Source organism: Mesorhizobium sp. 10J20-29 (genome assembly GCF_054130485.1).
Map to the genome: position 1 here is coordinate 3407844 of NZ_CP199156.1, position 25235 is coordinate 3433078.

Sequence of the window (25235 nt, forward strand, 5' to 3'; positions counted from 1 at the left end):
CGCCGGGGCCACCGCTCTAGTCCTGCGCTAGCCCACGATGCGCAGGTTGGACAACTCGTTGGCGATTTCCTTGAACTTGTCGGCAAGGTTCGAACCCGTGGCGTTCCAGTAGAGCTTGGCCGGTTTCGTAGGGTCGACCGAATCCTTGCGGAAACGCGAATCCGAGGCGCATTTCTTCAGCGCCTGAATTGCCTTGTTCTCACCCGAGTTGCCAGTGTTGAGGTCGAGCGAAACCGTCATGACCAGCACGTTGGCGGCCTTGGCGTTTTCGCACAGCGTGCTCATCTGTTCGTTCAGGGCGTTTGTGTAGTTGCCGTTGGAATAGTCGTACTGGCCGATTGCAGAGCTCGTGCCGGAGAACAACCGTCCGACGCCCGAACCATTGTAGCCAGGCTTGAGGTAGCCGTAAGACGAATAGATTGACTTGGAATCCGCGGGGTCGCTGTAGCCGAGCGAACCTGGCGTGTAATAGGTGTTCTCGCCATCGGTCAGAACGATAATGACCTTGTCGTTGCCCTTCTCGCTGTCGGGCCGACCCTCGGTGAACGGCTCGCCGCCCGAGACGGTGCGCCATCCCCAGGCCATTCCCTCCGGCACATTGGTGCCGCCGTTGGGCGCCATCTGATCGATCGCCGCCTTGATTGTGGCGAGGCCCGTGGCATTGGTTACATCGGTGAGCGTGGTGATCGGTTTGGTGGTGCAGCTGTAGCTCGGACCCGTACCCTGCGGCGACGTTGCCCCGTATGGCCGGACATCGAAATACTTGCCCATGTTCTTCTGCCGCGTGGAGCCGGAACTGCTTTCGGTTCCGTCGTTCCACCAGTTGTTGGCAGCGCTTAAATTGTCCGGGCTCGGATCTGCTTCGGTGGCCCAGCGGTCGCCCGGCTCGTCGGGCGCGAACATCGGCACGAACATTGTCGCCGGGTCGCCGAAGCCGATGCCCGTATTCGCGGTCGCGCCAGCCGGCGGCGCATCGTTCACATTGTAGGGGTAGGGACGTGCTTCCACGCAGCCCTGCCAACTCGCATAGGTCGAGATTGTTTCGTCGTAATAGCCGGTTTCGGTCCAGCGGCCCTCCCGGCAAGAGCCGTTAGACCAATAGCGCGTGCAGACATATTGCTGGCCGGTCACCACCCATTCGCGGTCGCTAACCTGCTTCATGTCCTTGTAGAGCGAGAAGCGGGACAGGATCTCGTTCTCTTCCGCGCCCCAGCCGGTGCCCTTCTTGCGCCAAATTCCGCCGACCTTCTGGGCCTTCTTGTTGGGGTTCGTCAGCGACGCCCAGTCGAAGGTCTCGTGGTGGACCGGCGAAAGGCCCTCGACATCCATCCAGGAAGCGGCGGCGTTGCTCGGTCCGACATTGACGGAGGCGGCGAATGGCACGAGCGCGAACTGCACCGGCTTGGCGACCTGCTTGATCTGCGCAGCCTCGAGCGCCAGCGTGTCGACGAGTTGTTTGGCCGCGACCTTCAGGAGGTCGATGCGCTTTTGGCCGGACCCCGTGCCGGTGTTGTTCATCGAACCGGAGTTGTCGAGCACCAGAGCCACTTCGAGCGTGTTCTTGAGGCGGATCTCGCTAAGCGCCGCAAAGCTGATCTCCGACCCGTCCTGGCCGTCGGCCTTGCCGAGCAGTGCCGCGAACGACGGCAGGAAATAGGGCTGGTAGTTGAGCACTGCCTTGAGCTTCAGCGTACCACCGCCGAACTGGTTGTTCGGCAACTGGACGCTGAGCGTGGTGTCGGCCGGATCAACCGAACCGAGGTTGGCCTCGAAAAAGTTCTTGGCATAGGTGATCAGCGCCTCGTCCGAGGCTCCGGTTGCTACCTGCCTCGCGGTGGCGATGCCAGCGGCGTCAAGGGCGTTTACGGTCGCCTGCTTCTGACGGTTCATTTCGCTGAAATCGACGGCCAGCGCGATACTTCCCATGATGGGCAGCATGGCTGCGCCCATCATCATTGCAAAATTGCCGCGCTTGTCCCTTAGGAACTTCCAAATCATGTGCTGCGGCCCCCGCCGCATCTGAGTTCTGTGCTGCGATCCTTCCACAAAGGGTTGAACGCATGCTTTGCGAATCCGCTCGATTTCCACGCATCCTGTTGAAGCGCCGCTAACCATTCGGCCGGGCGGCGCTGGGCGAAAGAAAAGACGCCCCGCCGGTGTGGCGGGGCGTCCCGATTTCGTCGCTGTCTCGCGCTTATCCGACGATGCGCAGGTTCGACAGTTCGTCGGCAATTTCCTTGAACTTCTCGGCGAGCGTGGCGCCCGTGGCGTTCCAGTAGAGCTTGGCCGGCTGACCGTCCGGGCCCCGGCGGAAGCGCGATTCCGAAGAACAGGCCTTGAGGGCGTCGATCGCCTTCTTCTCGGAGGTGTTCGATTCGCTGAGGTCGAGCGAGACCGTCATCACCAGGACGCCGGCAGTCTTCGCGTTGGCGCACACCTTCTGCATCTGCTCATCCAGAGCGGCGGTGTAGTTGGACGACGAGTAGTTGGTCTTGTTGATGGCGTTGCTCGTGCCCTTGAAGAGGCGGGTCGTCGGCTCGCTGGAGGCAAACTTCTTGCCGACATAGCCATAGGCGGCATAGGTCGACTTGTTGCCTGCGTCGTCCGTCGAGCCGAGATCGCCATAGGTGTTGGCGCCGTCGGTGAGCACGATGATCACCTTGTCATTGCCTTTCTCGGCATCCGGGCGACCTTCGGTGAAGGGTTCGCCACCGGACACGACGCGCCAGCCCCATGCCGTGCCTTCCGGCACGTTGGTATTGCCCGTCGGCTCCATGTCGTCGATCGCGTCAAGGATGACGTCCTTGCCTTCGGCCTTGGTAACGTCCTGCAGCGGCGTGATCGGATTGGTGGTGCACGAATAGTTCGGGCCGGCGCCTGATCCCGCGTTCGGGGCATCGTACGGCTTGACCCGGAAATACTTGCGCATGTCCGTCTGGCGGGAGAGGGCGCCTGAATCGCTCCAGTCCGTCCACCAGCTATTGTAGTAGCCGAAGCTGTCGTTGTTCAGGTCGTTGTAGCCGTCGTCGTTGAGGTCGCGCCAAAGGTGCTTGGCCTCGTCGGGCGCAAACATCGGCACGAACAGCGTCGCCGGATTGCTGCTGGAAGGCGTGGTGTCGTCATTGTTGTACGGCACGGGGCGCGCCTCGACGCAGCCCTGCCAGGATGCGAACTGGCTGGTCGTGTAGGTGTAGTCGGGCTCCGTCCAGTAGCCGTCCCTGCACGTACCGTTCCTGCGGTACCGCGTGCAGACATATTCCTGCGAGTTCGGGATTTCCTCGCGGCCCGACTGCACGATCATGTCCTGGTAGAGGCTGAAGCGCGTCAGGGGCTGGTTCTCGGTATCGCCCCAGCCGATGCCGCGCTTGTACCAGACGTCGCCCACCTTCTGGGCAAACTTCAGCGGGTTGTTGAGAGCGGTCATCGTCGACCAGTCGAAATTCTCGTGGTGGACCGGCGAGATGCCCGTGGTGTCCATCCAGCTTGCGGAATCGAAGCCCGGGCCGACATTGACTGAAGCGGAGAATGGGACAAGGCCGAACTGGACCGGCTTCTGGACCTGCTTCATCTGGGAGGCCTGTGCGGCCAGCGTCTCGACGAGCTGCTTGGCGGCAGCCTTGAGAAGCGTGATGCGGCGGTCGCCGGTACCCGAGCCGTAATTGCTCATGGAGCCCGAATTGTCGAGCACCAGGGCAACTTCAAGCGTGTTCTTCAGGCGCACTTCGGACGTGACCGAAAAATCGACATCGGTTTGCGTGTCGGACTTGCCGATCAGCATCGCGGCCGTCGGCAGGAACATCGGCTTGTATTTCAGCGTCGCCGAGAGCCTGAGCGTTCCGCCGCCCGTATTGTTGCTCGGCAGCAGAACGGTAAGATTGGTATTCTCCGGCTCGACTGTGCCCAGATTGGCTTCGAAGAAGTCCTTGGCGTAGGCAACCAGTTCAGTGTCGGTTGCCCCGTCGACGACGCGTCGTGCCGTCGCGATACCGGCAGCATCGAGTGCGCTCATGGTCGCGGCTCGCTGGCGCGAGAGTTCGGTATAATCAACCGCGATAGCCAGGCCTCCCATGATGGGAACCATTGCCACCGCTGACAGCACGATGAAGTTGCCGCGAATGTCGTTCAGAAACTTGCGCAACATGCTTGTGCACCCCCAAAATCCAAAGAATCGGAGGGTAGTTTCTCACAAAGCTCTAAATTGCAAGTTTTGAACTTGGCTCTAATATTCGGCTCGGCGTTAACCTGCAGCTAACCTTTCAGGGCCCGAATTTTTCGATATTTCATGTCACGCAGACAGCGGCCCACGACCGTCATCCTTTATCCGTCTGGGCGGAGACAGTTGTTCCCCGGTCATGAGGTCAATGCCGATGTCGATCAGGCTGACGGCATCCTCGTCACTTGCGACATCGGTCGCGATGATTTCTATTTCCGCATCGGCGATCATGGCGATCAGATCCGCTCCAGCCGGGGATCCCGAGCGACGGGTACCCCTGTCGAGCAGGCGATCGGCCGACAGCTTGATGAAGGCGCAGTTCGACTTCTTGATCGTTTCGAGACCGTCAGCCGTGCCGGTCCAGTCTTCGGCCGCCAGACCGATGTCCAGTCCTGAAAGAATCTCGAGCGGGGCACGGTGATCGTCAGCCTCGACCAGTTCCGCCGGCAGCGACAGGACGATGGAATGGGCGAGCGCGGGGTGGAGGCGGAAGATGTCGAGCACCGCGGCGAACTCGAGCCCATCATCCAGCAGAGCGCTGGATATGGCCACGTGAAGCGGCATCTTGTCGTTGATGTCGCCCGGCCGCTTGCGCGCGGCTTCTGTCGCCGACACGACGGCCAGCCGTTCGAGCGCGGCCGAACTGAGCCGATCCACCTCGCGCGACAGGCGCCGGATGTCGACGGGCTCTCCCTCTTCGGGCTGGATGTGGAAATGCACCTCGAAGCCGCCGGCGGCGCCGCGGCCGGCGGCGATGATCGGCTGCAGGGCGAGATCGGCCTCGTTTGTCGATGCAACGCGCCGCAAGGCAGCCTCCACGCCTGGCTGGTCCAGATGGTCAGAACCACTCTGATCGGGTTTTCGGGCCGACTTGCTGCGCTTGCCGGTCGCCTCGGACTTGCCAGGCCCGTCGTCGTGCGAGGTGTCCGTCCGCTTGCCCGACAACGCGTCGAGCTTGCGCGAGACGGTGGCGCTGAGGTTGCCGAGCACGGCCGCGTCGCGGTCGCCGCGCGCCGACACGTCCTTGATGGCGGCATCCATCGACCGGGACAAACGCTCCAGTTCGAGCGAAACATCGTTGGAACGGGTAATGGCCCGGTAGGAGAGGAACGTCGCCAGGGCGGCAAGGATCAGCGTTGCGATGGCCGTCAGCAGCACGACCTCGTCGACGGGCAGGCCTTGGGCAATCGCCAGTTGCAGCAGGAGGGTTGCGACCGCACACAGTATCGCCGCGCCGCCGATCGCCAAGAGTATCCGCTGCATAAACTCCAACCGCCCCTGTGAGCCGCGCGAATTTGCGCAACAGACAGGTTAGCGCAGTTCCATCGAATGCGCGCCCATTTTCGCCTCACATGCCGGAGCACAGCCAAATTCGGGTGACAGGGTGAGGAGGTTCGGCTAATCCCGGTGCTTCCTGATCCGAAATCCGCAATGGTCGAGAAAGCCCTTACATGGCGAAAGCGCCCGAAACGATTGACTCTCTCGACCAGATTTCCAGCCGCTACAAGGCGATCATCTGCGACGTCTGGGGTGTGCTTCACAATGGCATCACCCACTCGCCGGATGCAGCGGCAGCCCTCGCCAAGGCGCGTGACGGCGGCATGCCGGTCGTGCTCATTACCAACGCACCGCGGCCTTGCGACAGCGTCATCGCCCAGATCGAGGCGATCGGTGTTCCCGGCAGCGCCTGGGACAGCGTGGTTACCTCGGGCGATGTGACGCGGGATCTCATCAGGCAGGCGCCGCGCAAGATATTTCACCTCGGACCGGACCGGGACACCACCCTCTATGACGGGCTGGACGTCGAACTGGTCGAGGAGTTCGAGGCTTCGGTCGTCGTCTGCACGGGATTCTTCGATGACGATCTCGAGAGCCCTGACGACTATGTGGAGATGCTGAGGCGGCTTCGCGCGCGCGATCTTTCGTTCATCTGCGCCAATCCCGACATCGTGGTCGAGCGCGGGGAAAAGCTGGTCTGGTGTGCCGGTGCACTGGCGCGCGACTATGCGCTGATCGGCGGCCGGACCCAGATTGCAGGCAAACCGCATGCCCCCATCTATGAGGCGGCCCTGATGGCGGTCTCGGAACGGCTCGGCCGCGGGGTCGAACGCGGCGAGGTGCTGGCCATCGGCGACGGCATGCTGACCGACATCAAGGGCGCGGCCGACAACGGCTTCGATGCTCTGTACATATCCGGCGGAATCCACGCCGCCGACTACGGCCATCCCGACCAACCCGATCCAGAGCGGCTCGCGGCCTTCCTCGAGAAGCATGGATTCCGGCCGGTCGCCGTGATGCCGAAGCTTCGTTAGGCTGCCGAATGGGGTCGGCCTTCCAACGCGTCACCGGCGTCGATCCAGTGAATCCGTCACTGCGCGGCGGTGTAGTTGCCATCGGCAATTTCGACGGCGTTCACCGCGGCCACCGTGCCGTACTGGAGCGCGCCCTGGCGGAGGCGCAGCGGCGCGATGCGCCGGCGCTGGTGCTGACCTTTGATCCGCACCCGCGCTCGGTTTTCCGACCGGACGCTCCGATGTTCATTCTGACTCCGCCACCCATGAAGGCGAGGCTGCTTTCGCACCTGGGTTTCCAAGCCGTTGTCGAACAGCCTTTCACGAAAGCCTTCTCGCAACTCTCGGCCGATGCCTTCGTGATTGACGTGCTCGAGGGCCGGCTTGGAATCAGCCACGCGGTAACCGGCTTCGACTTCCATTTCGGCAAGGGCCGGCAGGGTGGTCCGGCATTTCTGATGGAGGCCGGAGAAAAGCACGGTTTCGGCGTGACGCTGGTCGATGCTTTCAGAGACGAGAGCACCGAGATCGTTTCATCGAGCCGGATCCGCGGCCTGCTAGAGGCCGGTGACGTAGCCGAGGCGGCCGGTCAGCTCGGTTACCGCTACACGGTCGAGGCCGAAATCGTGCCGGGGCAGAGGCTGGGCCGGACGCTGGGCTTCCCAACCGCCAACATGGTGCTGCCCGACAATGTCGCGCTGAAACACGGGATCTATGCCGTTCGGTTTCGCAGGGCGGACGGCTCGATCCATGACGGCGTTACAAGTTTCGGTCGCCGGCCGACGGTCACCGAAAGCGGCGCGCCGCTGCTGGAGACATATGTCTTCGACTTCTCCGGCGACCTCTATGGCGAATTCTGCTCGGTGTCGTTCTTCGGCTTCCTGCGCGGCGAGCAGAAGTTCGACGGGCTCGAGCCGCTTGTCGCCCAGATGAAGCGCGACGAAGAGGAAGCGCGGGCGCTGCTGCCGGCAACCATTCCCCTCTCTGCACTTGACCTGGCCGTGGCGTTCGGCGAGGCATAGTCGAAGGGCCGGGCGCTTCGCCCTTAATTCAAACTTTACGCAATCGGCCGACAAAAGGGCGGACCTCCAGCACAATGAGCGACATGATCCGCAAACTCACACTCTCCGCGCTGCTCTGCACGGCAGCAAGCGTCCTTGCCGGACATGCTTCGGCCGAGGAGGGGAGCGGGCTGTTCGACTGGGTGCACGGCGACTGGAAGCTGGTGCTTGGTGCAACCGGCATGGTGGCGCCCGACTTCGAAGGCGCCAGCGACATGATGTTTGCGGTGTCGCCGATCATATCGCTCGGCAAGGCCGGCCCGGAGGCGCGTTTCACTTCGCGTGACGACAACATCTCGATTTCCCTGTTCGACAATGGTGCAGTGCGCGGCGGCCTGAACGGCAAGTTCCTGTTCTCCCGCGACGCCGGCGATTCGGACGATCTGGCAGGCCTCGACCCGGTGCGCTGGGGCGGTGAGGCCGGCGGCTTCGCGGAGTTCTACCCAACCGATTGGCTGCGCGTGCGTGGCGAGGTTCGGCACGGTATCAGGACGCATGATGGCGTGGTCGCTGAACTGCGAGCCGATGCCTTCCATGATGTCACCCCGGCGATCCGCATTTCCGGCGGTCCCCGCCTGATGGTCGCCTCGGCTGACTATTTCGACACCTATTACGGCGTCACGCCTGCGGAATCGATCGCATCCGGTCTGTCGGAATACGATCCGGACGGCGGCATCGGTTCGGTCGGCGTCGGCGGCGCGATCGACTGGAAGACGACCGACCAGTTCACGACCAGCCTTTTCGGCGAGTATCAGCGCCTCGTGGGACCGGCAGCCGATTCCAGCCTCGTGCAGGAACGCGGCTCGGTGAACCAGTTCACCTTCGGCGTTTCCACGAGCTACAGGTTCGACTTCACGATGTAGGCGGCGTCCGCCGCGTTCGGCCTGCGCAAGCCAGAACATGCAGTGCCGGCAGGAAATGCTTTATTCCTGGCCCCGCCTCGTCTAGAAGCGGCAGCCATGACGCAAGCACCCAGAGACTTTGCGATTTCGATACGAATTACCGGCCCGGTCTTCCCCGCAGCCTGAGGCTGCCGGAAGCTCCGGGACATCTTGCGTGGCCACCCTCGCGCATTTCCAGATTCATGATAATCCAACGTCCGGGCCTCGGCCGACGGGCAATTCCTGGCAAGCGACATGACCGACACATCCGACAAGATCGACTATTCCAAGACCCTCTACCTGCCGCAGACGGATTTTCCGATGCGTGCCGGCCTGCCCGACAAGGAGCCGCTGCTGGTCAAGCGCTGGCAGGAAATGGGCATGTACAAGCGGTTGCGCGAAAGTGCCGCCGGCCGCGAGAAATACGTGCTGCATGACGGCCCGCCCTACGCCAACGGCAACATCCATATCGGCCATGCGCTGAACAAGATCTTGAAGGACGTCATCACCCGTTCCTTCCAGATGCGCGGCTACGACTCGAATTACGTGCCCGGCTGGGACTGCCACGGCCTGCCGATCGAGTGGAAGATCGAGGAAAAGTACCGCGCCGCCGGAAAGAACAAGGACGAGGTGCCGGTCAACGAGTTTCGTCAGGAATGCCGTGATTTCGCAGCCGGCTGGATCAAGGTGCAGGGCGAAGAGTTCCAGCGGCTCGGCGTGTTTGGCGATTTCGACAATCCCTACACGACGATGAATTTCCACGCCGAAGCGCGCATCGCCGGAGAGTTGCTGAAATTCGCCATGTCCGACCAGCTCTATCGCGGCTCCAAGCCGGTGATGTGGAGCGTGGTCGAGCGCACAGCGCTGGCCGAGGCCGAGGTCGAGTACCAGGACTACGAGTCCGACACGATCTGGGTGAAGTTTCCGGTGGTTCCTCAGCACATCGTTCGTGATGGATCACAGGTTGAGTTTCACCCACAGCGTACGCCTGAAGACTTGTGGAGCGCACACGTCGTGATCTGGACGACGACTCCATGGACGATCCCCGGGAACCGTGCCGTCAATTACTCACCAAGGATCAACTACGGGCTCTACGAGGTCACCGCGGCCGAGAACGATTTCGGCCCGCAGCCGGGCGAGAAGCTGATCTTTGCGTCGGCGCTCGCCGATGCGTCGGCCGAGAAGGCCAAGGTGACGCTGAATCTTCTTCGCAGCGTTTCCGCCGAAGAGCTTGGAAGTCTCGTGCTTTCCCATCCCTTCAAGGGATTTGGCGGCGGCTACGAGTTTGCCGTGCCGATGCTGGCCGGCGACCACGTCACCGACGACGCCGGCACCGGATTCGTCCATACGGCACCCGGCCATGGCCGCGAGGATTTCGAGGCCTGGTCCGACGCGGCGCGCGATCTCGAAGCACGCGGCATCTCGTCGAAAATCCCGTTTACCGTCGACGACGCAGGCTTCTTCACCAAGGACGCGCCGGGCTTCGGACCGGACCGTGAGGGCGGGGCGGCGCGCGTCATCGACGACAATGGCAAGAAAGGCGACGCCAACAAGGCGGTCATCGGGGAACTGATCGCGCGCAACGCGCTGTTCGCGCGCGGCCGGCTGAAGCACTCCTATCCGCATAGCTGGCGCTCCAAGAAGCCGGTGATCTTCCGCAACACGCCGCAGTGGTTCGTCCACATGGACAAGGACCTGGGCGACGACTCGACGCTGCGCAGCCGGGCGCTCGCGGCAATCGACGCGACGCGCTTCGTGCCGGCCGCCGGCCAGACCCGCCTGCGTGCCATGATCGAGGAGCGGCCCGACTGGGTGCTGTCGCGCCAGCGCGCCTGGGGCGTGCCGATCTGCGTCTTCGCCGATTCCGACGGCAATGTGCTGAAGGACGAGGCGGTCAATGCGCGCATCATGGAAGCCTTCGAGGCCGAGGGCGCCGATGCCTGGTTCGCCGAAGGCGCCAAGGAACGATTCCTCGGCAATCACGACCCGGCAAAGTGGCTGCAGGTCACCGACATTCTCGACGTCTGGTTCGATTCGGGCTCGACGCATGCCTTCACGCTGGAGGACCGTCCGGATCTCAAATGGCCGGCCGACGTCTATCTCGAAGGTTCCGACCAGCATCGCGGCTGGTTCCACTCCTCGTTGCTCGAAAGCTGCGGCACGCGGGGCAGGGCGCCCTACGATACCGTCGTCACGCACGGCTTCACCATGGCCGAGGACGGCAGGAAGATGTCGAAGTCGCTCGGCAACACGGTCGTGCCGCAGGACGTCATCAAGCAGTCCGGCGCCGATATCCTGCGCCTGTGGGTGGTGACGACCGACTATTGGGAAGACCAGCGGCTCGGCAAGAACGTGCTGCAGACCAATGTCGACGCCTATCGCAAACTGCGCAACACCATCCGCTGGATGCTCGGCACGCTCGCTCATGACGACGGTGTTTCGATGCCGGTGTCGGAGATGCCCGCGCTCGAACGGCTTATGCTCAACCGGCTTGCCGAACTCGATCAGGTGGTGCGTGCCGGTTACGACGCCTTCGATTTCAAGCGGGTGATGCGGACGCTGCTGGACTTCATGGTGGTCGAGCTCTCGTCCTTCTATTTCGATATCCGCAAGGACGCGCTCTACTGCGAGGCGCCGTCGAGCCCGAAGCGCAAGGCATCGGTCCAGGTGGTACGCCACCTGTTCGATTGCCTGACGACGTGGCTGGCGCCGATGCTGCCCTTCACGATGGAAGAGGCCTTCCTCGACCGCTATCCGGAAAAGGAATCTATACATCTCGAGCAGTTTCCCGAAATTCCGGGCGACTGGCGCGATGCCGGGCTGGAGAAAAAGTGGCGCAAGGTGCGCGACGTGCGCCGCGTGGTGACGGGTGCGCTGGAAATCGAGCGGGCCAAGAAGACGATCGGCTCGTCGCTCGAGGCGGTTCCGGTGGTCCATCTGTCCAACCCGCAACTGGAGAGCGAGATCGCCGGCGTCGACATGGCCGAGATCTGCATCACAAGCGGCTGGTCGGTCTCCCACGACGCCGCACCAGAGGGCGCCTTCACCCTGCCGGACGTTGCCGGCGTCGGGGTCGTCGTCGACAAGGCGGAGGCGCGCGGCCTCAGGAAATGCGCGCGTTCATGGCGCTATACGGCCGACGTGGGCTCCGATCCGGCCTTTCCGGATGTCTCGGCGCGCGATGCCGAGGTGCTGCACGAACTGCAATCGGCGGGGCGTCTCTGACAGGGGACGCCGCGTCCGGCAGGCCGGGCTTTTCTTCGCGGTCGTTGCCCTTGACGGCTGCTTAAGATAATAGCGGCAGACTCCGATAGACAAATTGTCGCCGGATTTCCGTCGGATATGGTCGGAGCGCACGATCCGGAGCGATCCGGGCCGACGAATGGGCGGGCTGCAGTGGGACTGGCTTATATGACTGGAAAATTTCGCGCCTGCGCGGCGATAACGGCACCTTTGGCCGCTTGCGGCCTGCTGGTGTCGGGCTGCGTCAGTTCGCCGACCTACGGTACCGACAAGACCTCGACCGAACAGCTCACGACCGACTTGACCGGCATGTTCTCGCTGAAGCCGAAGGGTGGGCGTTTCTCCGAGTACAAGCCGCGCCCCGAACTGGTGAAGCCGACCACGCCGACGACGGACCTTCCGCCGCCGCAGGAGAACATCGTCACCGCTTCCGCCGAAGTGTGGCCGGAATCGCCTGAGGAAAAGCGCGCGCGCATCCGCGCCAATGCAACCGAAAACCGCGACAATCCCGGATTCGAGCCCGAGGTCATCAACGACATCAGCGGCGCGGCCAGTTCGTCCACGAAAGCCAATGACCGCGCGGCTGACTCCGGCGTCGGGCGCGGCAACGGCCCGAAGGCGGATACGAAGAAGGCGAAGCAGCAGCTTGCTGCGTCCACGCAGGGCAACCCGACGGTGCGCCGGACGCTGACCGAACCGCCGCTTGAATATCGCCTGCCGGCCGAAACTGCGCCTGTCGATGAACTCGGCGAAGACGAGTACACCAAGGAACGGCGCCTCAAGGCGGCCGCCAAGCGCAAGGGCGACAAGAGCTGGCGCGACCTCGTGCCGTGGCTCTGACCTAGCGTCTTTCGCGAAAAAACCGCTTCAGAAGCTCAGACGAACCGATCTCGCCGATGCCGGGATAGACCTCCGGCGCATGATGGCAGGTCGGGGACGAGAAGAAGCTTACGCCGCTGATGACCGCACCGCCCTTGGGGTCCGCAGCGCCGAAATAGAGGCGCCGGATTCGGGCGAATGAGATGGCGGCGGCACACATGGTGCAGGGCTCGAGCGTCACGTAGAGGTCGCACTCCCCGAGGCGTTCGGCAGACAGGCGTTGCGACGCCTCGCGAATGACCAGCATCTCGGCATGTGCGGTCGAATCGGGAAGTTCGCGGGTCCGGTTGCCGGCGCGGGCGATGATCTCGCCGCCCTGCACGATGATTGCGCCGATGGGCACCTCGCCGCGAGCGCCGGCCGCTTCGGCCTCGGAAAGGGCCTCGGTCATAAAGTCCGGGCGATTCAAGCCGGATATCCGCGACGACCGGTCAGGTTCAAACTCAATTTCCTCGCAAGCCAGAAACGATCCTGTTATCTAGCCGCCCAAAGGGGCAAAAGCCACATGAACGACGACCGAAAAAAGCCGACCCGCAATCCCGGCGGCAAACCAGCCGGACGCCCGGCGCGCAGCGGCGACGCGCCAAGAAGCGGTACCGGCAAGCCCTACCGGGCCGACGGCCCGAAGAAGCCATTCGCAAAGCGCGCGGAGGGAGCCTCGGCTTCCGGTCCCAAGCGCGACTTCAAGCGTGACGACGGGCCGCGCGATGGCGGCGAGGGGCGCTCCGAGCGGCCCGACTTCAAGGCTGGTCCCCGGCCGGAACGCAAGCCGTATGAGAAGCGCGAACGCAGCGGCCCGGACCGAGCGCCCGGTGCTGACCGTGCCGATGGCGGCAACCGATTCCAGAAGCGGGACAGTGCCCCGCGCTCTGCCGGCATGAAGAGCCATGAGGGCCAGCGCCGCTCCTATGGCACCAAGAGCCATGACGAGGTGGCAAAGAGGCCGTTCCGCAAGCCGGCGGAAGCCGGGGAGGAAGTGCCGGGCGAGCGGATCGCCAAGCGCCTCGCACGCGCGGGAATTGCTTCCCGGCGCGACGCCGAGGATCTGATTGCGGCCGGCCGCGTGCGGGTCAACGGGCAGAAGCTCGCCTCGCCGGCCTTCAATGTCCTTCCCGAGGATGAGATCGAGGTCGATGGCACCGCGATCCCGGCGATCGAGCGGACCAGGCTGTTCCTGTTCCACAAGCCTGCCGGTGTCGTGACCACCAACCGCGACCCCGAGGGCCGCAAGACAGTCTTCGACGTGCTGCCGGCCGAGTTGCCGCGCCTGATGACGGTCGGCCGGCTCGACATCAACACAGAGGGACTGTTGCTGCTGACCAATGACGGCGGCCTGTCGCGCGTGCTGGAACTGCCAGCGACCGGCTGGCTGCGGCGCTACCGCGTGCGCGTGCACGGCAAGGTCGACGAGAAGATGCTGCCCGGCCTGAAGGACGGCATGGCCGTCGACGGCGTATTCTACGGCTCGATCGAGGCGACGCTCGACCGCGAGCAGGGGACCAATGCCTGGATGACGATCGGCCTGCGCGAGGGCAAGAACCGCGAGGTGAAGAACATCCTCGGCGCGCTGGGGCTCGAAGTGACGCGGCTGATCCGCATGTCTTACGGCCCGTTCCAGCTCGGCGATCTTCCCGAAGGCCACGTGCAGGAGGTCAAGGGAAAGCTCCTGCGCGAGCAGCTTGGTGAGCGGTTGATCGAGGAATCCGGCGCCAATTTCGAGGCGCCGATCGTCAACACCTTCTCCAACGAGCCCGTCAAGCGCACGCCGGCTCCCAGGGAGGAAATGCCCGAGCGCCCGAAGCCGGCACGCGATGGCATCGGCAGCCGCATGTCCGAGGGCGGTCTGATCAAGAACCGCAAGCGCCGCGAAAACAGCCGCGACGAGGCGCTGGGCAAGCTCTCCACGCGTCCCGACAAGCCCAAGTTTGAACGCGGCGAGCGCCCGGAGCGTCCGAAACTGGAGCGTGGCGAACGGCCCGACGGTCCCCGCAAGTTTGGCGACCGGCCTGACCGCAACGCGACTTTCGCCGCCAAGCCGGGAGCCAAGCCCCGCGCCGGCGGCAGGCCCGAGCGCGAACAGAAGCCGATCGACCCGCCGAGCCAGCGCAAGGCCAATGTCTGGATGGCGCCCGGCGCGCGCCCGATCGGCACCGGGCGTGCAGCGGCCGAAAAGGCCGAGGTGGAAGCAAAGCGGGCCGCCAAGAAGACGTACGGCAAGCCTGGCGGCAAGCCGGCCTTCGGCAAGACACGCAACGACAAGCCCGGGGGCGATCGCCCAAGAGGCGGCGACGGACCGTCGAAGGGACCTCGCAGCGGGGGCAGGAATGCGGATCGTCGGCGGTGAGTTTCGCGGCCGGACTCTGGCCACGCCGCGCACTCAGTCCATCCGCCCCACCACGGATCGCACCCGCGAGGCCCTCTTCAACGTCCTTGCGCACCGGTTTCCGGAGAAGCTCGCCGGCGCACAGGTTCTCGACCTTTTCGCCGGCACTGGAGCGCTGGGCCTCGAGGCCCTGTCGCGCGGGGCGGCCAACTGTCTCTTCATCGAGGAATCTGCCGAGGGTCGCGGCCTGATCCGCACCAATGTCGAGGCTTTCGGCCTGCAGGGCCGCACCAAGGTGTTTCGCCGCGACGCGACTCGGCTGGGCGATGCCGGAACGGTGCCGCGGTGCGGCCTCGTCTTTGCCGATCCTCCCTATGGAAAGGGATTGGGCGAGGCGGCCTTGGTATCGGCACTGAATGGCGTCTGGCTGCTGCCCGGCGCGCTGTGCGTGGTCGAGGAAGCTGCGTCTGCACCATTTGCGCCGGTGGAAGGTTTCACCGTCCTCGACGAGCGCGCCTACGGCGACACGCTGATCAGGTTTCTCGGCGTCGCCTAGCCGGCAACGCCCGGAAGATGACAAACAATTCACTTACGCCGGGCCGCGTTCGGGGTGCATAAGGCAGAACCCGTCCTGTACGGGCCGCCTGGAGTCTTTGATGAGCCGTCACGTTCTTTCCATCCGCAATGTCTGGCTGGCTCTGTGCCTGCTTGTCCTAACAGTCGCACCTGCCGCTGCCGCTTCCGATTCGGCCGCGCCCGATCCGATCACCAGCTTCACGCTCGACAACGGCATGCAGGTGGTGGTCATTCCCGACCATCGCGCCCCGATCGTCACGCACATGGTCTGGTACAGGATCGGCAGCGCCGACGAGCCGCCGGGCAAGTCGGGCATCGCCCATTTCTTCGAGCACCTGATGTTCAAGGGCACCACCAACCACAAGGCAGGCGAATTCGGCGCGAAGATCGCGGAAATCGGCGGCAGCGAGAATGCCTTCACGACCGACGACTATACGGCCTACTACCAGACGGTCCCTCCCGAGGCGCTCGGCACCATGATGGAATTCGAGGCCGACCGGATGCGCAACCTGATCCTGACGGACGCAGTCATCGGGCCGGAGCGTGACGTCATCCTGGAAGAGCGGCGCTCGCGCATCGAGAACAGCCCGCAGTCACTGCTTGGCGAGGAGGTGGACGCCACGCTCTACCAGAACCATCCCTACCGCATCCCGGTGATCGGCTGGATGCACGAGATCGAGAAGCTCAACCGGGTCGACGCGGTGGCCTTCTACGACCGCTACTACGCGCCAAATAATGCCATCCTCGTCGTCGCCGGCGACGTCCAGGCGGACGAGGTGCGCAAGCTCGCCGAGGCAACCTATGGAAAGGTGGCGCGCGGTCCGGAACTGCCGCCGCGCGTGAGGCCCGACGAACCCGAGCAGAACACCAGCCGCACCGTTACCCTGTCGGACCCCCGCGTGTCGGTGCCCAGCTTCTCGCGCTCCTGGCTGGTGCCGTCCTATCACACGGCCGAACCCGGCGAGGCGGAGGCGCTCGATCTCTTGTCGGAGGTGCTGGGCGGGGGTACGCGCAGCCGGATCTACCAGGCGCTGGTGGTCAAGACTGGTGTCGCGTCCTCGGCCGGCGCCTATTACGCCGGCTCCAAGCTCGACATGTCGAACTTCACCGTCTACGGCGCGCCGCGCGGCACATCCAAGCTCGATGCGGTCGAGAAGGAAATCGACGCCGAGATCGACAGCATCGTCAGGAACGGCATCTCCGACAAGGAGCTCGAAAGCGCCAAGAACCGCTTCATCCGCTCGATGATCTTCGCCCGCGACGACCAGGACTCGATGGCCAACATCTACGGGTCGACGCTCGCCACCGGAGGAACTGTCGAGGATGTCGAGAAATGGCCCGACCGGATCCGTGCCGTTACCGCAGACCAGGTTCAGCGCGTTGCCGCAAAATACCTTCGCACCAACCATTCCGTGACGGGCTACCTGCTGCCCTCCGAGCCGGTACAGAACTAGGAATCGCATGAACACGATGATGCAAGCGTTTGCGAAGACTCGGCTTTTGATGGCCATACTTTTCTCGGTCATGCTGTTGGCCGCAGCCGCCGTGCCAGCCAGCGGCGAGGTCAAAATCCAGAAGGTGACGAGCGATTCGGGCGTCACCGCCTGGCTGGTCGAGAACTATTCGGTTCCGATCGTTGCGATCAATTTCGCCTTCGAGGGGGGCAGCGCGCAGGACCCGGCCGGCAAGGAAGGTCTTGCCGAACTGATGACCGGCCTGTTCGACGAAGGTGCCGGCGACCTCGACAGCGAGGCTTTCCAGGTGAGGCTGGACGATGCCGGGGCGGAGATGCGCTTCAACGCAGGACGCGATGCCGTTTCTGGCTCGATGCGCATGCTGGCGGAGAACAAGGAGGAGGCATTTGACCTGCTCCGGCTGGCGGTGGAGCAGCCCCGCTTCGATGCGGCGCCGATCGCCCGCATCCGCGCACAGATGATTTCGGGCATTGTCGCCGGCCAGCGTGATCCCGAGACGGCCGCCCGCACCAAGTGGAGCGAGGCGCTCTACGGCGACCACCCTTACGCCCGCCCGGACGAGGGCACGGAGAAATCGCTGTCGGCGATTTCGGCGGACGATCTGCACGCCTATCACAAGGCGGTTTTCGCGCGCGAGAAGCTGCATGTCGCCATCGTCGGCGCCATCGACGCTGCGACCGTCAAGTCGCAGCTCGACAAGGTGTTCGGCAACCTGCCCGAGAAGCCCTCCCTGAAGCCTGTCGCCGACGTTGACTGGAAGCTGGGGCAGGATGTGTCCGTCGACTATGACCTGCCGCAGACCTCGCTGCAGCTTGCCTTTCCGGGTGTCGCCCGCGATGCGCCCGATTTCTTCGCCGCCTATCTGATGAACCACATTCTCGGTGGCGGGACGTTCAGCTCGCGCCTGTTCGAAGAGGTGCGCGAGAAGCGCGGGCTGGCCTATGGTGCGACTTCCTCGCTTGTTACGCACGATCATGCGTCGGGACTGGTCATCCAGACCGCAACGCGCTCGGATCGCGCGGCCGAAACGCTGGAGGTCATGCGCGACGTCATTCAGCGCATGGCGCAGGAGGGACCGACCGCCGAGGAACTTGCGGCTGCCAAGAAGTTCATCATCGGATCCTATGCGCTCAACGCTCTGAATTCGTCCGGCGCCATCGCCAGCACGCTGCTTGCGCTGCAGATGGACGGCCTTGGCATCGACTACATCCAGGAGCGCGTGGCGCTGATCAACGATGTGACGCTCGACGAGGTCAAGGCGGCGGCGCGCAAGCTGCTCACCGCGCAGCCCTCGGTCCTCGTCGTCGGTCCTCCGCTCGCAGACGGGAGCAAGGGGTGAAACCCGGCGGGCCGAGCTTTGCCGTAGCATTCGGGGGAGGCGGCGCACGCGGCCTCGCCCATATCCATGTCATAGAGGCGCTGGATGATCTCGGCATCCGGCCGGTGGCGCTGGCAGGCTCGTCCATCGGCGCCATCATGGGTGCCGGCGTGGCGTCGGGCATGACCGGCAGGGAAATTCACGATTTCTGCCGATCCGTCCTGTCGCGTCGCACCGAGGTGGCAGGCCGGATGTGGCGCGCGCGGCCAGGCAGCATGGCAGAGGCCTTGGCGGGCGGGTTGCGCTTCAGCCAGTTCAGCATCGAGCGCATCCTCGACGCCTTTCTTCCTCCCGATATCCCTAAGGACTTCGAGGATCTCGGCATTCCGCTGCAGGTGACCGCGACAGACTATTACGGCCATCACCTTGCCGTTCTCGACACGGGCGACCTGCGCTCGGCGATTGCCGCGTCAGCGGCGATCCCCGCCGTTTTCCGCCCGGTCGTCCGCGACGGTCGGCTGCTGATCGACGGCGGCATATACAATCCGGTCCCCTTCGACCTGCTGCACGCGAAGGCGGATATCGTCATCGGCATAGATGTCGTGGGCGCGCCCCAGGATGATGGTCGCAACCGGCCGAACTCGATCGAACTGATGTTCGGTGCAACCCAGTTGATGATGCAGTCGATCACCGCGGCCAAGTTGAAGATGACGCGCCCGGATATCCTGCTGCGTCCACCGGTTTCAAATTTCCGGGCACTGGATTTCCTCAAGATCGACGCCGTGCTGGCACAGACCGCCTCGATCAAGGAAGAAACCAAGCGGGCTGTCGATGCTGCCTGGCGCAGCAAGGAAAAGGCTCTCTGAATCCTGGCCCCGCGCCAGCGGCGGAGGGTCGGTCTTGGAGCAGTCTTGGCCATCGAGAACGTGTCCGCGAATACGTTGCCTCTCCTGCAGGCAGGCGAAAAGCGGCCGCATCTACGGCCGGCGGCCATTGCACAAGGCGGACCGGGACAATAGATGGTGCAGAAGACATGCCCATCCTTGCACGCCAGATCAGGAAGATTACATGAAGGCCGCACCCGACGCCGCACAGCTTACCGATCGCGTCGCAGCCCTCGTGGAAGCGGCGCGCAAAGCCGGTGCCGATGCTGCCGATGCCGTTGCCGTACGCGGGCGTTCGACGAGTGTCTCGGTCAGGCTCGGCAAGGTTGAAAGCACCGAAGCGTCGGAGGGCGACGACGTCTCGCTGCGCGTTTTCGTCGGTCGCCGGGTCGCCAGCGTCTCCGCGACGGCTTCGTCCGATCCTGCCGCACTGGCCGAACGCGCGGTCGCCATGGCGAAAGTGTCGCCCGAGGATCCCTTCCAGGCACTGGCGGACGCGGCGCTGCTTGCCGGCGACGTGCGCGACCTCGACCTGTTCGATCCGACCGAGGTCACGGCGGACCAGCTGCGCGAGACTGCGCTGGCTGCCGAGGAGGCAGCCCTTGCGGTCGAGGGTGTCAGCAATTCGAGCGGAAGCGGCGCGAGCGCCGGCATGGGCGGCATGGTTCTTGCCACGTCGAACGGTTTCCTCGGTCACTATTTCGGCACGCGTTTCGGCCGCTCGGCAAGCGTGATTGCCGGCGAGGGGACAGCGATGGAGCGCGACTACGATTATTCGTCGCGCCTGCATTTCGCCGACCTCGAGGCGCCCGAGACGATCGGCCGAAAGGCCGGCGAACGGGCGGTAAAGCGCCTCAATGCCCGCAAGGCCCGGACCGGACCGGTCGATGTTGTCTTCGATCCGCGCGTGGCGCGCGGTATCGCGGGGCACCTTTCGGGTGCGATCAACGGCGCCTCCGTGGCGCGCAAGACCAGTTTCCTGCGCGACAAGATGGGCAAGCAGATCGCTTCCGCCGGCATCACCGTGACCGACGAGCCGATGCGCATGCGCGGCCAGGCGTCGCGGCCTTTCGACGGCGAGGGCGTGCCGGGCGAGAAGCTTCTGATGGTCGACCAGGGCGTGCTGAACCATTGGTTGCTGTCGACCTCTGTCGCGCGCGAACTTGGACTTCAGACGAATGGCCGAGGCGCTCGCGCCGGCACCTCCGTTTCGCCGACGTCGACCAATTTCGCCATCGAGGCCGGCGAGCGTACGCCGGAGGACCTGATTGCCTCACTGAAGTCCGGCTTCTACGTGACGGAGGTCTTCGGCCAGGGCGTGGACATGGTGACTGGCGAATACAGTCGCGGCGCCTCGGGCTTCTGGATCGAAAACGGCGAAATCGCCTATCCGGTTTCGGAGGTCACGATTGCGTCCAATCTCAAGGACATGTTCCTGAGAATGATTCCTGCAAACGATCTCGACCGCAATTTCGGTACTGCCAGCCCGACCCTGCTGATCGAGGGGATGACCCTTGCCGGCAGTTGACGACCTGCGGGCGACCGACCATGTCGCCGATCTGAAGCTGCTCGTCGATGCCGCGCAGCAGGCGGGCCGTATCGCCCTGCGCTACTTTAACAGCGACAACGAAGTCTGGATGAAGAGCGGAGCCTCGCCGGTCAGCGAAGCCGACTACGCTGTCGATGCCTTCCTGCGCGAGACCCTTCTTGCTGCCCGGCCCGATTACGGCTGGCTTTCGGAAGAGACCGTGGACGGCACGGCCCGGTTGTCGGCGCGCCGCACTTTCGTCGTCGATCCGATCGACGGAACCCGTGGTTTCCTGGCCGGAAGTTCCGCATGGTGCGTGTCGCTGGCGGTCGTCGAACAGGGCATTTCACTTGCAGGCGTGCTTGAATGCCCGGCCCGCGAGGAGACATTCGAGGCGATGCAGGGTGGAGGTTCGTTCAAGAACGGCATGCGCCTGGCGGCTGGCGGCGAGCCGCGATCGCTCAACATAGGCGGTCCGCGCGATTTCTTCGACGCCCTGCCTGTCGAGTGGCATGGCCGCGCCAGCCGGGCGGCCCATGTTCCATCGCTCGCCTACCGGCTGGCGATGGTTGCAGACGGCAGTCTCGACGCCACATTCGTCAAGCCGAACTCGCATGACTGGGACCTGGCCGCTGCCGACTTGATCCTTAGCGAAGCCGGCGGTCGGCTGGTGGATGCACGCGGCCGCGGTCCGACATATGCCGGCGCGGAGATCCGCCATGGCGCACTCGTGGCGGGCAGGGGCGAACTGCTTGCAGCCATGGTAGAAGTCATAGATCGCCAGCACGGCTGAGCCTGTTCTCGAAATGAGTTGAAACGGCGGCGATTTCGACTAGACAGTCGGCAACACGAAATAGTCAGGAAGCACCATGTCCGAGGAAGACGGAAGCCCGCAACTCCTGCATCTTGTCTTCGGCGGAGAGCTGAAGGACCTTTCCGGAACCGAGTTCCGCGATCTCGATGCGCTGGATATCGTCGGTATCTACCCGAACTACCGCACCGCGCAGGCAGCCTGGAAAGCCAAGGCCCAGTCCAGCGTCGACAACGCTCATATGCGTTACTTCGTAGTCCATCTGCACAGGCTACTGGAGCCAGGCCAGAAGGACACCGGTCCGGCCTGATGGATGAACGTTTGGCGGCACAACTGGCCCAGCGCATGGCGGCCAGGCGAAAGCCCCAGCGCGGGGCAAAGGCGCTATGGGTGCGCATTCGCGGGCCGCTCGCTCAGTCACGCCTGGCCAAGGGAATTCTGACGTCGCTCTTCGCCCAGGCGATGCGCGTGATCCGGATCACCAATCCGCCGGTCAAGGAATCTGCCGAGTTGACGAGCGCCGACGGGGACTACGAACCCTGCATCATCGCTCTCTGGCACGGTCAGCATCTGCTTGCGCCGGCCATCTATCCGAGCAAGCGCAAGCTCGTGGCCATGGTGTCGCGCAGCGCCGATGCCGAGATGAACGCCAAGGTGATCGAGAAGTTCGGTATCAGGGCGGTGCGAGGGTCTGGCGGACGCAATGGCGGTCGGCACCAGGATAAAGGTGGCGCACAGGCGCTGATTGCCCTGAAAAAGGCGTTAGAGGATGGCAGCAACGTTGCCATGATCGCCGACATCCCTAATGGCAAGCCGCGTGACGCCGGAATGGGCATCATTCTGCTCGCCAAGCTTTCGGGACGTCCCATCATCGCTGGCGCCATCGCTACGAGCCGCCGAAAGGTTCTCGACAGGACCTGGGACAAGACGACGATCAGCCTACCGTTCGGCCGCAGGGCCGTGGCGGTCAGCCCGATCATTCATGTCGACAAGGATGCCAGCGAAACCGAGATGGAAAGCAAGCGCCAGGAACTGACCGCGGCTCTCAACCTCGCCACGGACCGTGCCTACGCTCTCGTTGACGGTGTGCGATGAGCGAAAGATGGGCGCGCATGCTGCTGTCGGCGTACCGGCTTGCAGGCTCGGCAGCCTTTCCGCTCGTCGGCCCCTACGTCGTCTGGCGCGCCACCAAGGGCAAGGAAGACCGTAACCGGCGCCGCGAGCGCTCCGGCCTTGCCGGTAGGCCGCGCCCCGAGGGACCGGTCATCTGGGCGCATGCCGCCAGCGTTGGCGAAACGGTCGCCATCATCCCTCTCATCGACAGCATCCTAGACTATGGCGTCAACGTTGTCCTGACCACGGGCACGGTGACTTCCGCCCAGGTCGCAGACGACCGGCTTGGCGACCGCGTCATCCACCAATTCGTGCCGCTGGACCTGAAGCCGGCGATCTCGCGCTTCCTCAACCACTGGCAACCCGACCTCGCCATCATGGCGGAGTCCGAAATCTGGCCAATGACGATACTGGAGCTCGGCCTGCGCCGCGTGCCTCAGGTGCTCGTTAACGGCCGCCTTTCGGACAGGTCGTTCTCGATGTGGCGCCGATGGCCCGACCTGTCTGAGGCCCTGTTCGAGAACATGGCTCATGTCGTCGCCCAGTCGGAGGTCGACGCGGAGCGCTTCCAGGCGCTTGGCGCGCGCCCGGTCACAGTGTCGGGCAATCTCAAGGTCGATACCAACCCGCCGCCGGTCAACGAACACGAGCTGCATGCGTTGCGCCGGCAAATCGGGCTTCGGCCGAGCTGGGCGGCCGTCTCAACCCATGACGGCGAGGAAACGATGGCCGCCGAGGTGCACGCCATGCTGCGGCCGCATCATCTGGGCCTGCTCAGCATCATCGTGCCGCGCCATCCCGACCGGGCGCTTGCACTCGCGGTGGAATTCGCGGCCATGGGGTTGAAGGTGGTGCTGCGCAGCTCCGGCGAAAGGGTGCGCTCCGACACCGACATTCTGCTCGGCGATACCATCGGCGAGATGGGGCTTTATCTGCGCCTGGCCGACATTGCCTTTGTCGGGCGCTCGCTGACCATGGAAGGCGGCCAGAATCCGCTTGAGCCGGCCATGCTGGAGACGGCGGTCCTGTCCGGTCCCAACGTTCAGAACTTCAGGGACGCTTATGAACGGCTGGTGGAAGCCGGCGCTGCCCGGATCGTCGAAGACCGCGACGGGCTGGCCGGCGAAGTGAACTTCCTGCTCGGCGACGGCCGGGCGCGTCGCGAAATGATCGCGGCAGGCGTGGCCACGGTCGAAGACATGCGCGGAGCTCTCGACAAGACATTGCGCGCTCTTGAGCCCTATGTCCGTCCCCTGATCGTCAAGTCGCGCCTGAGGCACACGGGAACGCACTGAAGATGGCCAGCGAAGCGCCCCCCTTCTGGTGGGAGAAGGCCGACTGGCGGGCCTACGGGCTCTATCCCCTGTCGCGCATCTACGGCTTCTTCGCGGGCCGCCGCATGGTCAATGCGAAGCGTCAAAGAGTTGACGTTCCGGTGCTTTGCGTCGGCAACTTCACGGTTGGCGGCACCGGCAAGACACCGCTTGCCATCGCGCTGGCCCGGCAGGCCGCGTCCATGCAACTCCGCCCCGGCTTCCTGTCGCGTGGGCATGGCGGAAGCATCACCGAACCCCATCTGGTGGACCGGGAGCATGACAGCGCCAGGCAGGTCGGCGACGAACCACTCCTGCTTGCGGCTCACGCACCGACCGCGGTCACCCCGCATCGCGCCGCGGGAGCGGCCCTGCTCATCGAGAAGGGCTGCGACTTCCTGATCATGGATGACGGGTTTCAGAGCGCGCAACTGCACATGGACTATGCCCTGATTGTCGTGGACGGCCGCTATGGAGTGGGCAACGGCCATGTCTTGCCGGCGGGGCCGCTGCGCGCCGATCTCGCCCAGCAGGTGCGCTTCGCGACCGGCATCGTCAGGATGGGAGAGGACAAGGGCTCCGAAGCGGTGGTCAGGCAGGCAGCTCGCGCCGGGCTACCGATCTTCGAGGCCGCTATCCGGCCAAGCAAACCCAAGACCTACAAGGACCGCCGCTTTCTTGCCTTCGCAGGCATCGGCCATCCTGAAAAGTTCTTCGGAACGGTTACGGATGTCGGCGGCGAGGTGGTGATGTCGCGAACCTTCCCTGACCATCACTTCTACTCCAACGAGGAATTGCGTGAACTGTCGTCGACCGCGCGGGCGGCAGGGCTGGAATTGATCACCACCGCCAAGGACGCAATCCGCCTGCATAACGGCATTGCGCCGCAGGAATTCGTCGAAAGCCTGGTGGTGCTTGAGATCAATTGCGTCTTCGAAACGAAGCAGACTGCCGAACGCATCGTCAGCGAGACTGTGGCGGCATGGCGCGAGCGTCGGCTCCAAGCCTGACACGCAGGGCCGCGCTGTGAAATAGGGCAGTCGCCGGGGAAGCCGACCCTAGCGCTGCTTCAGCAGCGGGTTCGATTCCGTTTCCCGCTTCAGCGAAACAATGGCATTGAGATACGGCTCCTGGCGCGCGACGCTCCAGTACTTGAGCTCGTCAAGCGGAATGGACTCGCCGGTAACCGCGCAGCGCACGAAGACGCCGGGGCTGGTGACCTGGAAGTCGCCATCGAGATAGCGGATGCGGGCTTCGCGTGCGCCCGGGCCTTCAAATCTGTTCATCATGGGCGCTGCTCGACTGGCTCCAACTGCTTTACCTTCC

Annotated in this window: 21 protein-coding genes; 16 read left to right on the forward strand and 5 right to left on the reverse strand. The window is 64.1% G+C overall.

All coding sequences use genetic code 11. The features are described 5' to 3' along the window. Positions 1-27 precede the first annotated feature (27 nt). The 3 genes from ACT2BZ_RS16250 to ACT2BZ_RS16260 form a co-directional block, all read right to left on the reverse strand. Entirely contained in the window at positions 28-1998 is a 1971-nt protein-coding gene (locus ACT2BZ_RS16250; protein WP_457936164.1) for a pilus assembly protein TadG-related protein, read from the reverse strand. Between the two features lie 196 nt (positions 1999-2194). Next, positions 2195-4141 (reverse strand): hypothetical protein, encoded by a 1947-nt coding sequence (locus ACT2BZ_RS16255; protein WP_457936165.1) that lies wholly within the window; start codon positions 4139-4141, stop codon positions 2195-2197. A gap of 144 nt (positions 4142-4285) precedes the next feature. Next, positions 4286-5476: an EAL domain-containing protein gene (locus ACT2BZ_RS16260; protein ID WP_457936166.1), complete on the reverse strand. Its 1191-nt coding sequence runs from the start codon at positions 5474-5476 to the stop codon at positions 4286-4288. Positions 5477-5664: 188 nt separating this feature from the next. On the opposite strand from ACT2BZ_RS16260, the gene ACT2BZ_RS16265 reads away from it, so the two are divergent. The 5 genes from ACT2BZ_RS16265 (at position 5665) to ACT2BZ_RS16285 (ending at position 12529) form a co-directional block, all read left to right on the forward strand. Further along, complete coding sequence (locus ACT2BZ_RS16265) at positions 5665-6525, forward strand: TIGR01459 family HAD-type hydrolase (RefSeq protein ID WP_457936167.1); 861 nt, start codon at positions 5665-5667, stop codon at positions 6523-6525. An 8-nt stretch (positions 6526-6533) separates the two neighbouring features. Further along, positions 6534-7526 carry a bifunctional riboflavin kinase/FAD synthetase gene (locus ACT2BZ_RS16270; RefSeq protein WP_457936168.1) on the forward strand — a complete coding sequence of 331 codons (993 nt, stop codon included), beginning with the start codon at positions 6534-6536 and terminating at the stop codon, positions 7524-7526. A gap of 83 nt (positions 7527-7609) precedes the next feature. After that, complete coding sequence (locus ACT2BZ_RS16275; protein WP_457941353.1) at positions 7610-8428, forward strand: MipA/OmpV family protein; 819 nt, start codon at positions 7610-7612, stop codon at positions 8426-8428. A 273-nt stretch (positions 8429-8701) separates the two neighbouring features. Next, the gene (ileS, locus tag ACT2BZ_RS16280; RefSeq protein ID WP_457936169.1) at positions 8702-11671 is read left to right on the forward strand and encodes an isoleucine--tRNA ligase; all 2970 of its coding nucleotides are present in this window, start codon (positions 8702-8704) and stop codon (positions 11669-11671) included. 186 nt (positions 11672-11857) lie between these two features. Beyond that, a complete protein-coding gene (locus tag ACT2BZ_RS16285; RefSeq protein ID WP_457936170.1) occupies positions 11858-12529 on the forward strand; it encodes a hypothetical protein in 672 nt (223 codons plus the stop codon). Between the two features lies 1 nt (position 12530). Here the strand turns inward: ACT2BZ_RS16285 and ACT2BZ_RS16290 are convergent, their stop codons facing one another. Then, positions 12531-12977 (reverse strand): nucleoside deaminase, encoded by a 447-nt coding sequence (locus tag ACT2BZ_RS16290; RefSeq protein ID WP_457936171.1) that lies wholly within the window; start codon positions 12975-12977, stop codon positions 12531-12533. A gap of 96 nt (positions 12978-13073) precedes the next feature. On the opposite strand from ACT2BZ_RS16290, the gene ACT2BZ_RS16295 reads away from it, so the two are divergent. The 11 genes from ACT2BZ_RS16295 to lpxK all read left to right on the forward strand — a co-directional run bounded on the left by ACT2BZ_RS16295 (position 13074) and on the right by lpxK (position 24919). Beyond that, positions 13074-14912: a pseudouridine synthase gene (locus tag ACT2BZ_RS16295; protein ID WP_457936172.1), complete on the forward strand. Its 1839-nt coding sequence runs from the start codon at positions 13074-13076 to the stop codon at positions 14910-14912. Beyond that, positions 14893-15447, forward strand: coding sequence for a 16S rRNA (guanine(966)-N(2))-methyltransferase RsmD (gene rsmD / locus ACT2BZ_RS16300; protein ID WP_457936173.1), 555 nt, complete (start codon positions 14893-14895; stop codon positions 15445-15447). The genes ACT2BZ_RS16295 and rsmD overlap by 20 nt, the downstream gene beginning before the upstream one ends. A gap of 100 nt (positions 15448-15547) precedes the next feature. Further along, on the forward strand, positions 15548-16921 hold the full coding sequence (locus ACT2BZ_RS16305; protein WP_457936174.1) for a M16 family metallopeptidase: 1374 nt from the start codon (positions 15548-15550) through the stop codon (positions 16919-16921). Between the two features lie 49 nt (positions 16922-16970). Further along, positions 16971-18281: a M16 family metallopeptidase gene (locus ACT2BZ_RS16310; protein ID WP_457936175.1), complete on the forward strand. Its 1311-nt coding sequence runs from the start codon at positions 16971-16973 to the stop codon at positions 18279-18281. Then, on the forward strand, positions 18278-19126 hold the full coding sequence (locus ACT2BZ_RS16315) for a patatin-like phospholipase family protein (RefSeq protein ID WP_457936176.1): 849 nt from the start codon (positions 18278-18280) through the stop codon (positions 19124-19126). Before ACT2BZ_RS16310 ends, ACT2BZ_RS16315 begins: the two co-directional genes overlap by 4 nt. Positions 19127-19328: 202 nt before the next feature. Further along, positions 19329-20672, forward strand: a complete 1344-nt coding sequence (locus ACT2BZ_RS16320) for a TldD/PmbA family protein (RefSeq protein WP_457936177.1) — start codon at positions 19329-19331, stop codon at positions 20670-20672. Continuing rightward, positions 20659-21465 carry a 3'(2'),5'-bisphosphate nucleotidase CysQ gene (locus tag ACT2BZ_RS16325; protein WP_457936178.1) on the forward strand — a complete coding sequence of 269 codons (807 nt, stop codon included), beginning with the start codon at positions 20659-20661 and terminating at the stop codon, positions 21463-21465. The genes ACT2BZ_RS16320 and ACT2BZ_RS16325 overlap by 14 nt, the downstream gene beginning before the upstream one ends. Before the next feature lie 76 nt (positions 21466-21541). After that, complete coding sequence (locus ACT2BZ_RS16330) at positions 21542-21793, forward strand: DUF4170 domain-containing protein (protein WP_457936179.1); 252 nt, start codon at positions 21542-21544, stop codon at positions 21791-21793. Then, positions 21793-22578, forward strand: a complete 786-nt coding sequence (locus ACT2BZ_RS16335) for a lysophospholipid acyltransferase family protein (RefSeq protein WP_457936180.1) — start codon at positions 21793-21795, stop codon at positions 22576-22578. The genes ACT2BZ_RS16330 and ACT2BZ_RS16335 overlap by 1 nt, the downstream gene beginning before the upstream one ends. Then, positions 22575-23891 (forward strand): lipid IV(A) 3-deoxy-D-manno-octulosonic acid transferase, encoded by a 1317-nt coding sequence (gene waaA / locus ACT2BZ_RS16340; protein WP_457936181.1) that lies wholly within the window; start codon positions 22575-22577, stop codon positions 23889-23891. Before ACT2BZ_RS16335 ends, waaA begins: the two co-directional genes overlap by 4 nt. A gap of 2 nt (positions 23892-23893) precedes the next feature. Further along, positions 23894-24919 carry a tetraacyldisaccharide 4'-kinase gene (gene lpxK, locus ACT2BZ_RS16345; protein ID WP_457936182.1) on the forward strand — a complete coding sequence of 342 codons (1026 nt, stop codon included), beginning with the start codon at positions 23894-23896 and terminating at the stop codon, positions 24917-24919. 48 nt (positions 24920-24967) lie between these two features. On the opposite strand, the gene ACT2BZ_RS16350 is transcribed toward lpxK, so the two are convergent. Continuing rightward, positions 24968-25198, reverse strand: coding sequence for a DUF2093 domain-containing protein (locus ACT2BZ_RS16350; RefSeq protein WP_457936183.1), 231 nt, complete (start codon positions 25196-25198; stop codon positions 24968-24970). Positions 25199-25235 lie beyond the last annotated feature (37 nt).

Bases quoted from the DNA above. Each gene is read 5' to 3' on its own strand.
- ACT2BZ_RS16250 (WP_457936164.1), bottom strand. From the start codon at position 1,998: ATGATTTGGAAGTTCCTAAGGGACAAGCGCGGCAATTTTGCAATGATG.
- ACT2BZ_RS16255 (WP_457936165.1), bottom strand. From the start codon at position 4,141: ATGTTGCGCAAGTTTCTGAACGACATTCGCGGCAACTTCATCGTGCTG.
- ACT2BZ_RS16260 (WP_457936166.1), bottom strand. From the start codon at position 5,476: ATGCAGCGGATACTCTTGGCGATCGGCGGCGCGGCGATACTGTGTGCG.
- ACT2BZ_RS16265 (WP_457936167.1), top strand. From the start codon at position 5,665: ATGGCGAAAGCGCCCGAAACGATTGACTCTCTCGACCAGATTTCCAGC.
- ACT2BZ_RS16270 (WP_457936168.1), top strand. From the start codon at position 6,534: ATGGGGTCGGCCTTCCAACGCGTCACCGGCGTCGATCCAGTGAATCCG.
- ACT2BZ_RS16275 (WP_457941353.1), top strand. From the start codon at position 7,610: ATGATCCGCAAACTCACACTCTCCGCGCTGCTCTGCACGGCAGCAAGC.
- ileS (WP_457936169.1), top strand. From the start codon at position 8,702: ATGACCGACACATCCGACAAGATCGACTATTCCAAGACCCTCTACCTG.
- ACT2BZ_RS16285 (WP_457936170.1), top strand. From the start codon at position 11,858: ATGACTGGAAAATTTCGCGCCTGCGCGGCGATAACGGCACCTTTGGCC.
- ACT2BZ_RS16295 (WP_457936172.1), top strand. From the start codon at position 13,074: ATGAACGACGACCGAAAAAAGCCGACCCGCAATCCCGGCGGCAAACCA.
- rsmD (WP_457936173.1), top strand. From the start codon at position 14,893: ATGCGGATCGTCGGCGGTGAGTTTCGCGGCCGGACTCTGGCCACGCCG.
- ACT2BZ_RS16305 (WP_457936174.1), top strand. From the start codon at position 15,548: ATGAGCCGTCACGTTCTTTCCATCCGCAATGTCTGGCTGGCTCTGTGC.
- ACT2BZ_RS16310 (WP_457936175.1), top strand. From the start codon at position 16,971: ATGGCCATACTTTTCTCGGTCATGCTGTTGGCCGCAGCCGCCGTGCCA.
- ACT2BZ_RS16320 (WP_457936177.1), top strand. From the start codon at position 19,329: ATGAAGGCCGCACCCGACGCCGCACAGCTTACCGATCGCGTCGCAGCC.
- ACT2BZ_RS16330 (WP_457936179.1), top strand. From the start codon at position 21,542: ATGTCCGAGGAAGACGGAAGCCCGCAACTCCTGCATCTTGTCTTCGGC.
- ACT2BZ_RS16335 (WP_457936180.1), top strand. From the start codon at position 21,793: ATGGATGAACGTTTGGCGGCACAACTGGCCCAGCGCATGGCGGCCAGG.
- waaA (WP_457936181.1), top strand. From the start codon at position 22,575: ATGAGCGAAAGATGGGCGCGCATGCTGCTGTCGGCGTACCGGCTTGCA.
- lpxK (WP_457936182.1), top strand. From the start codon at position 23,894: ATGGCCAGCGAAGCGCCCCCCTTCTGGTGGGAGAAGGCCGACTGGCGG.
- ACT2BZ_RS16350 (WP_457936183.1), bottom strand. From the start codon at position 25,198: ATGATGAACAGATTTGAAGGCCCGGGCGCACGCGAAGCCCGCATCCGC.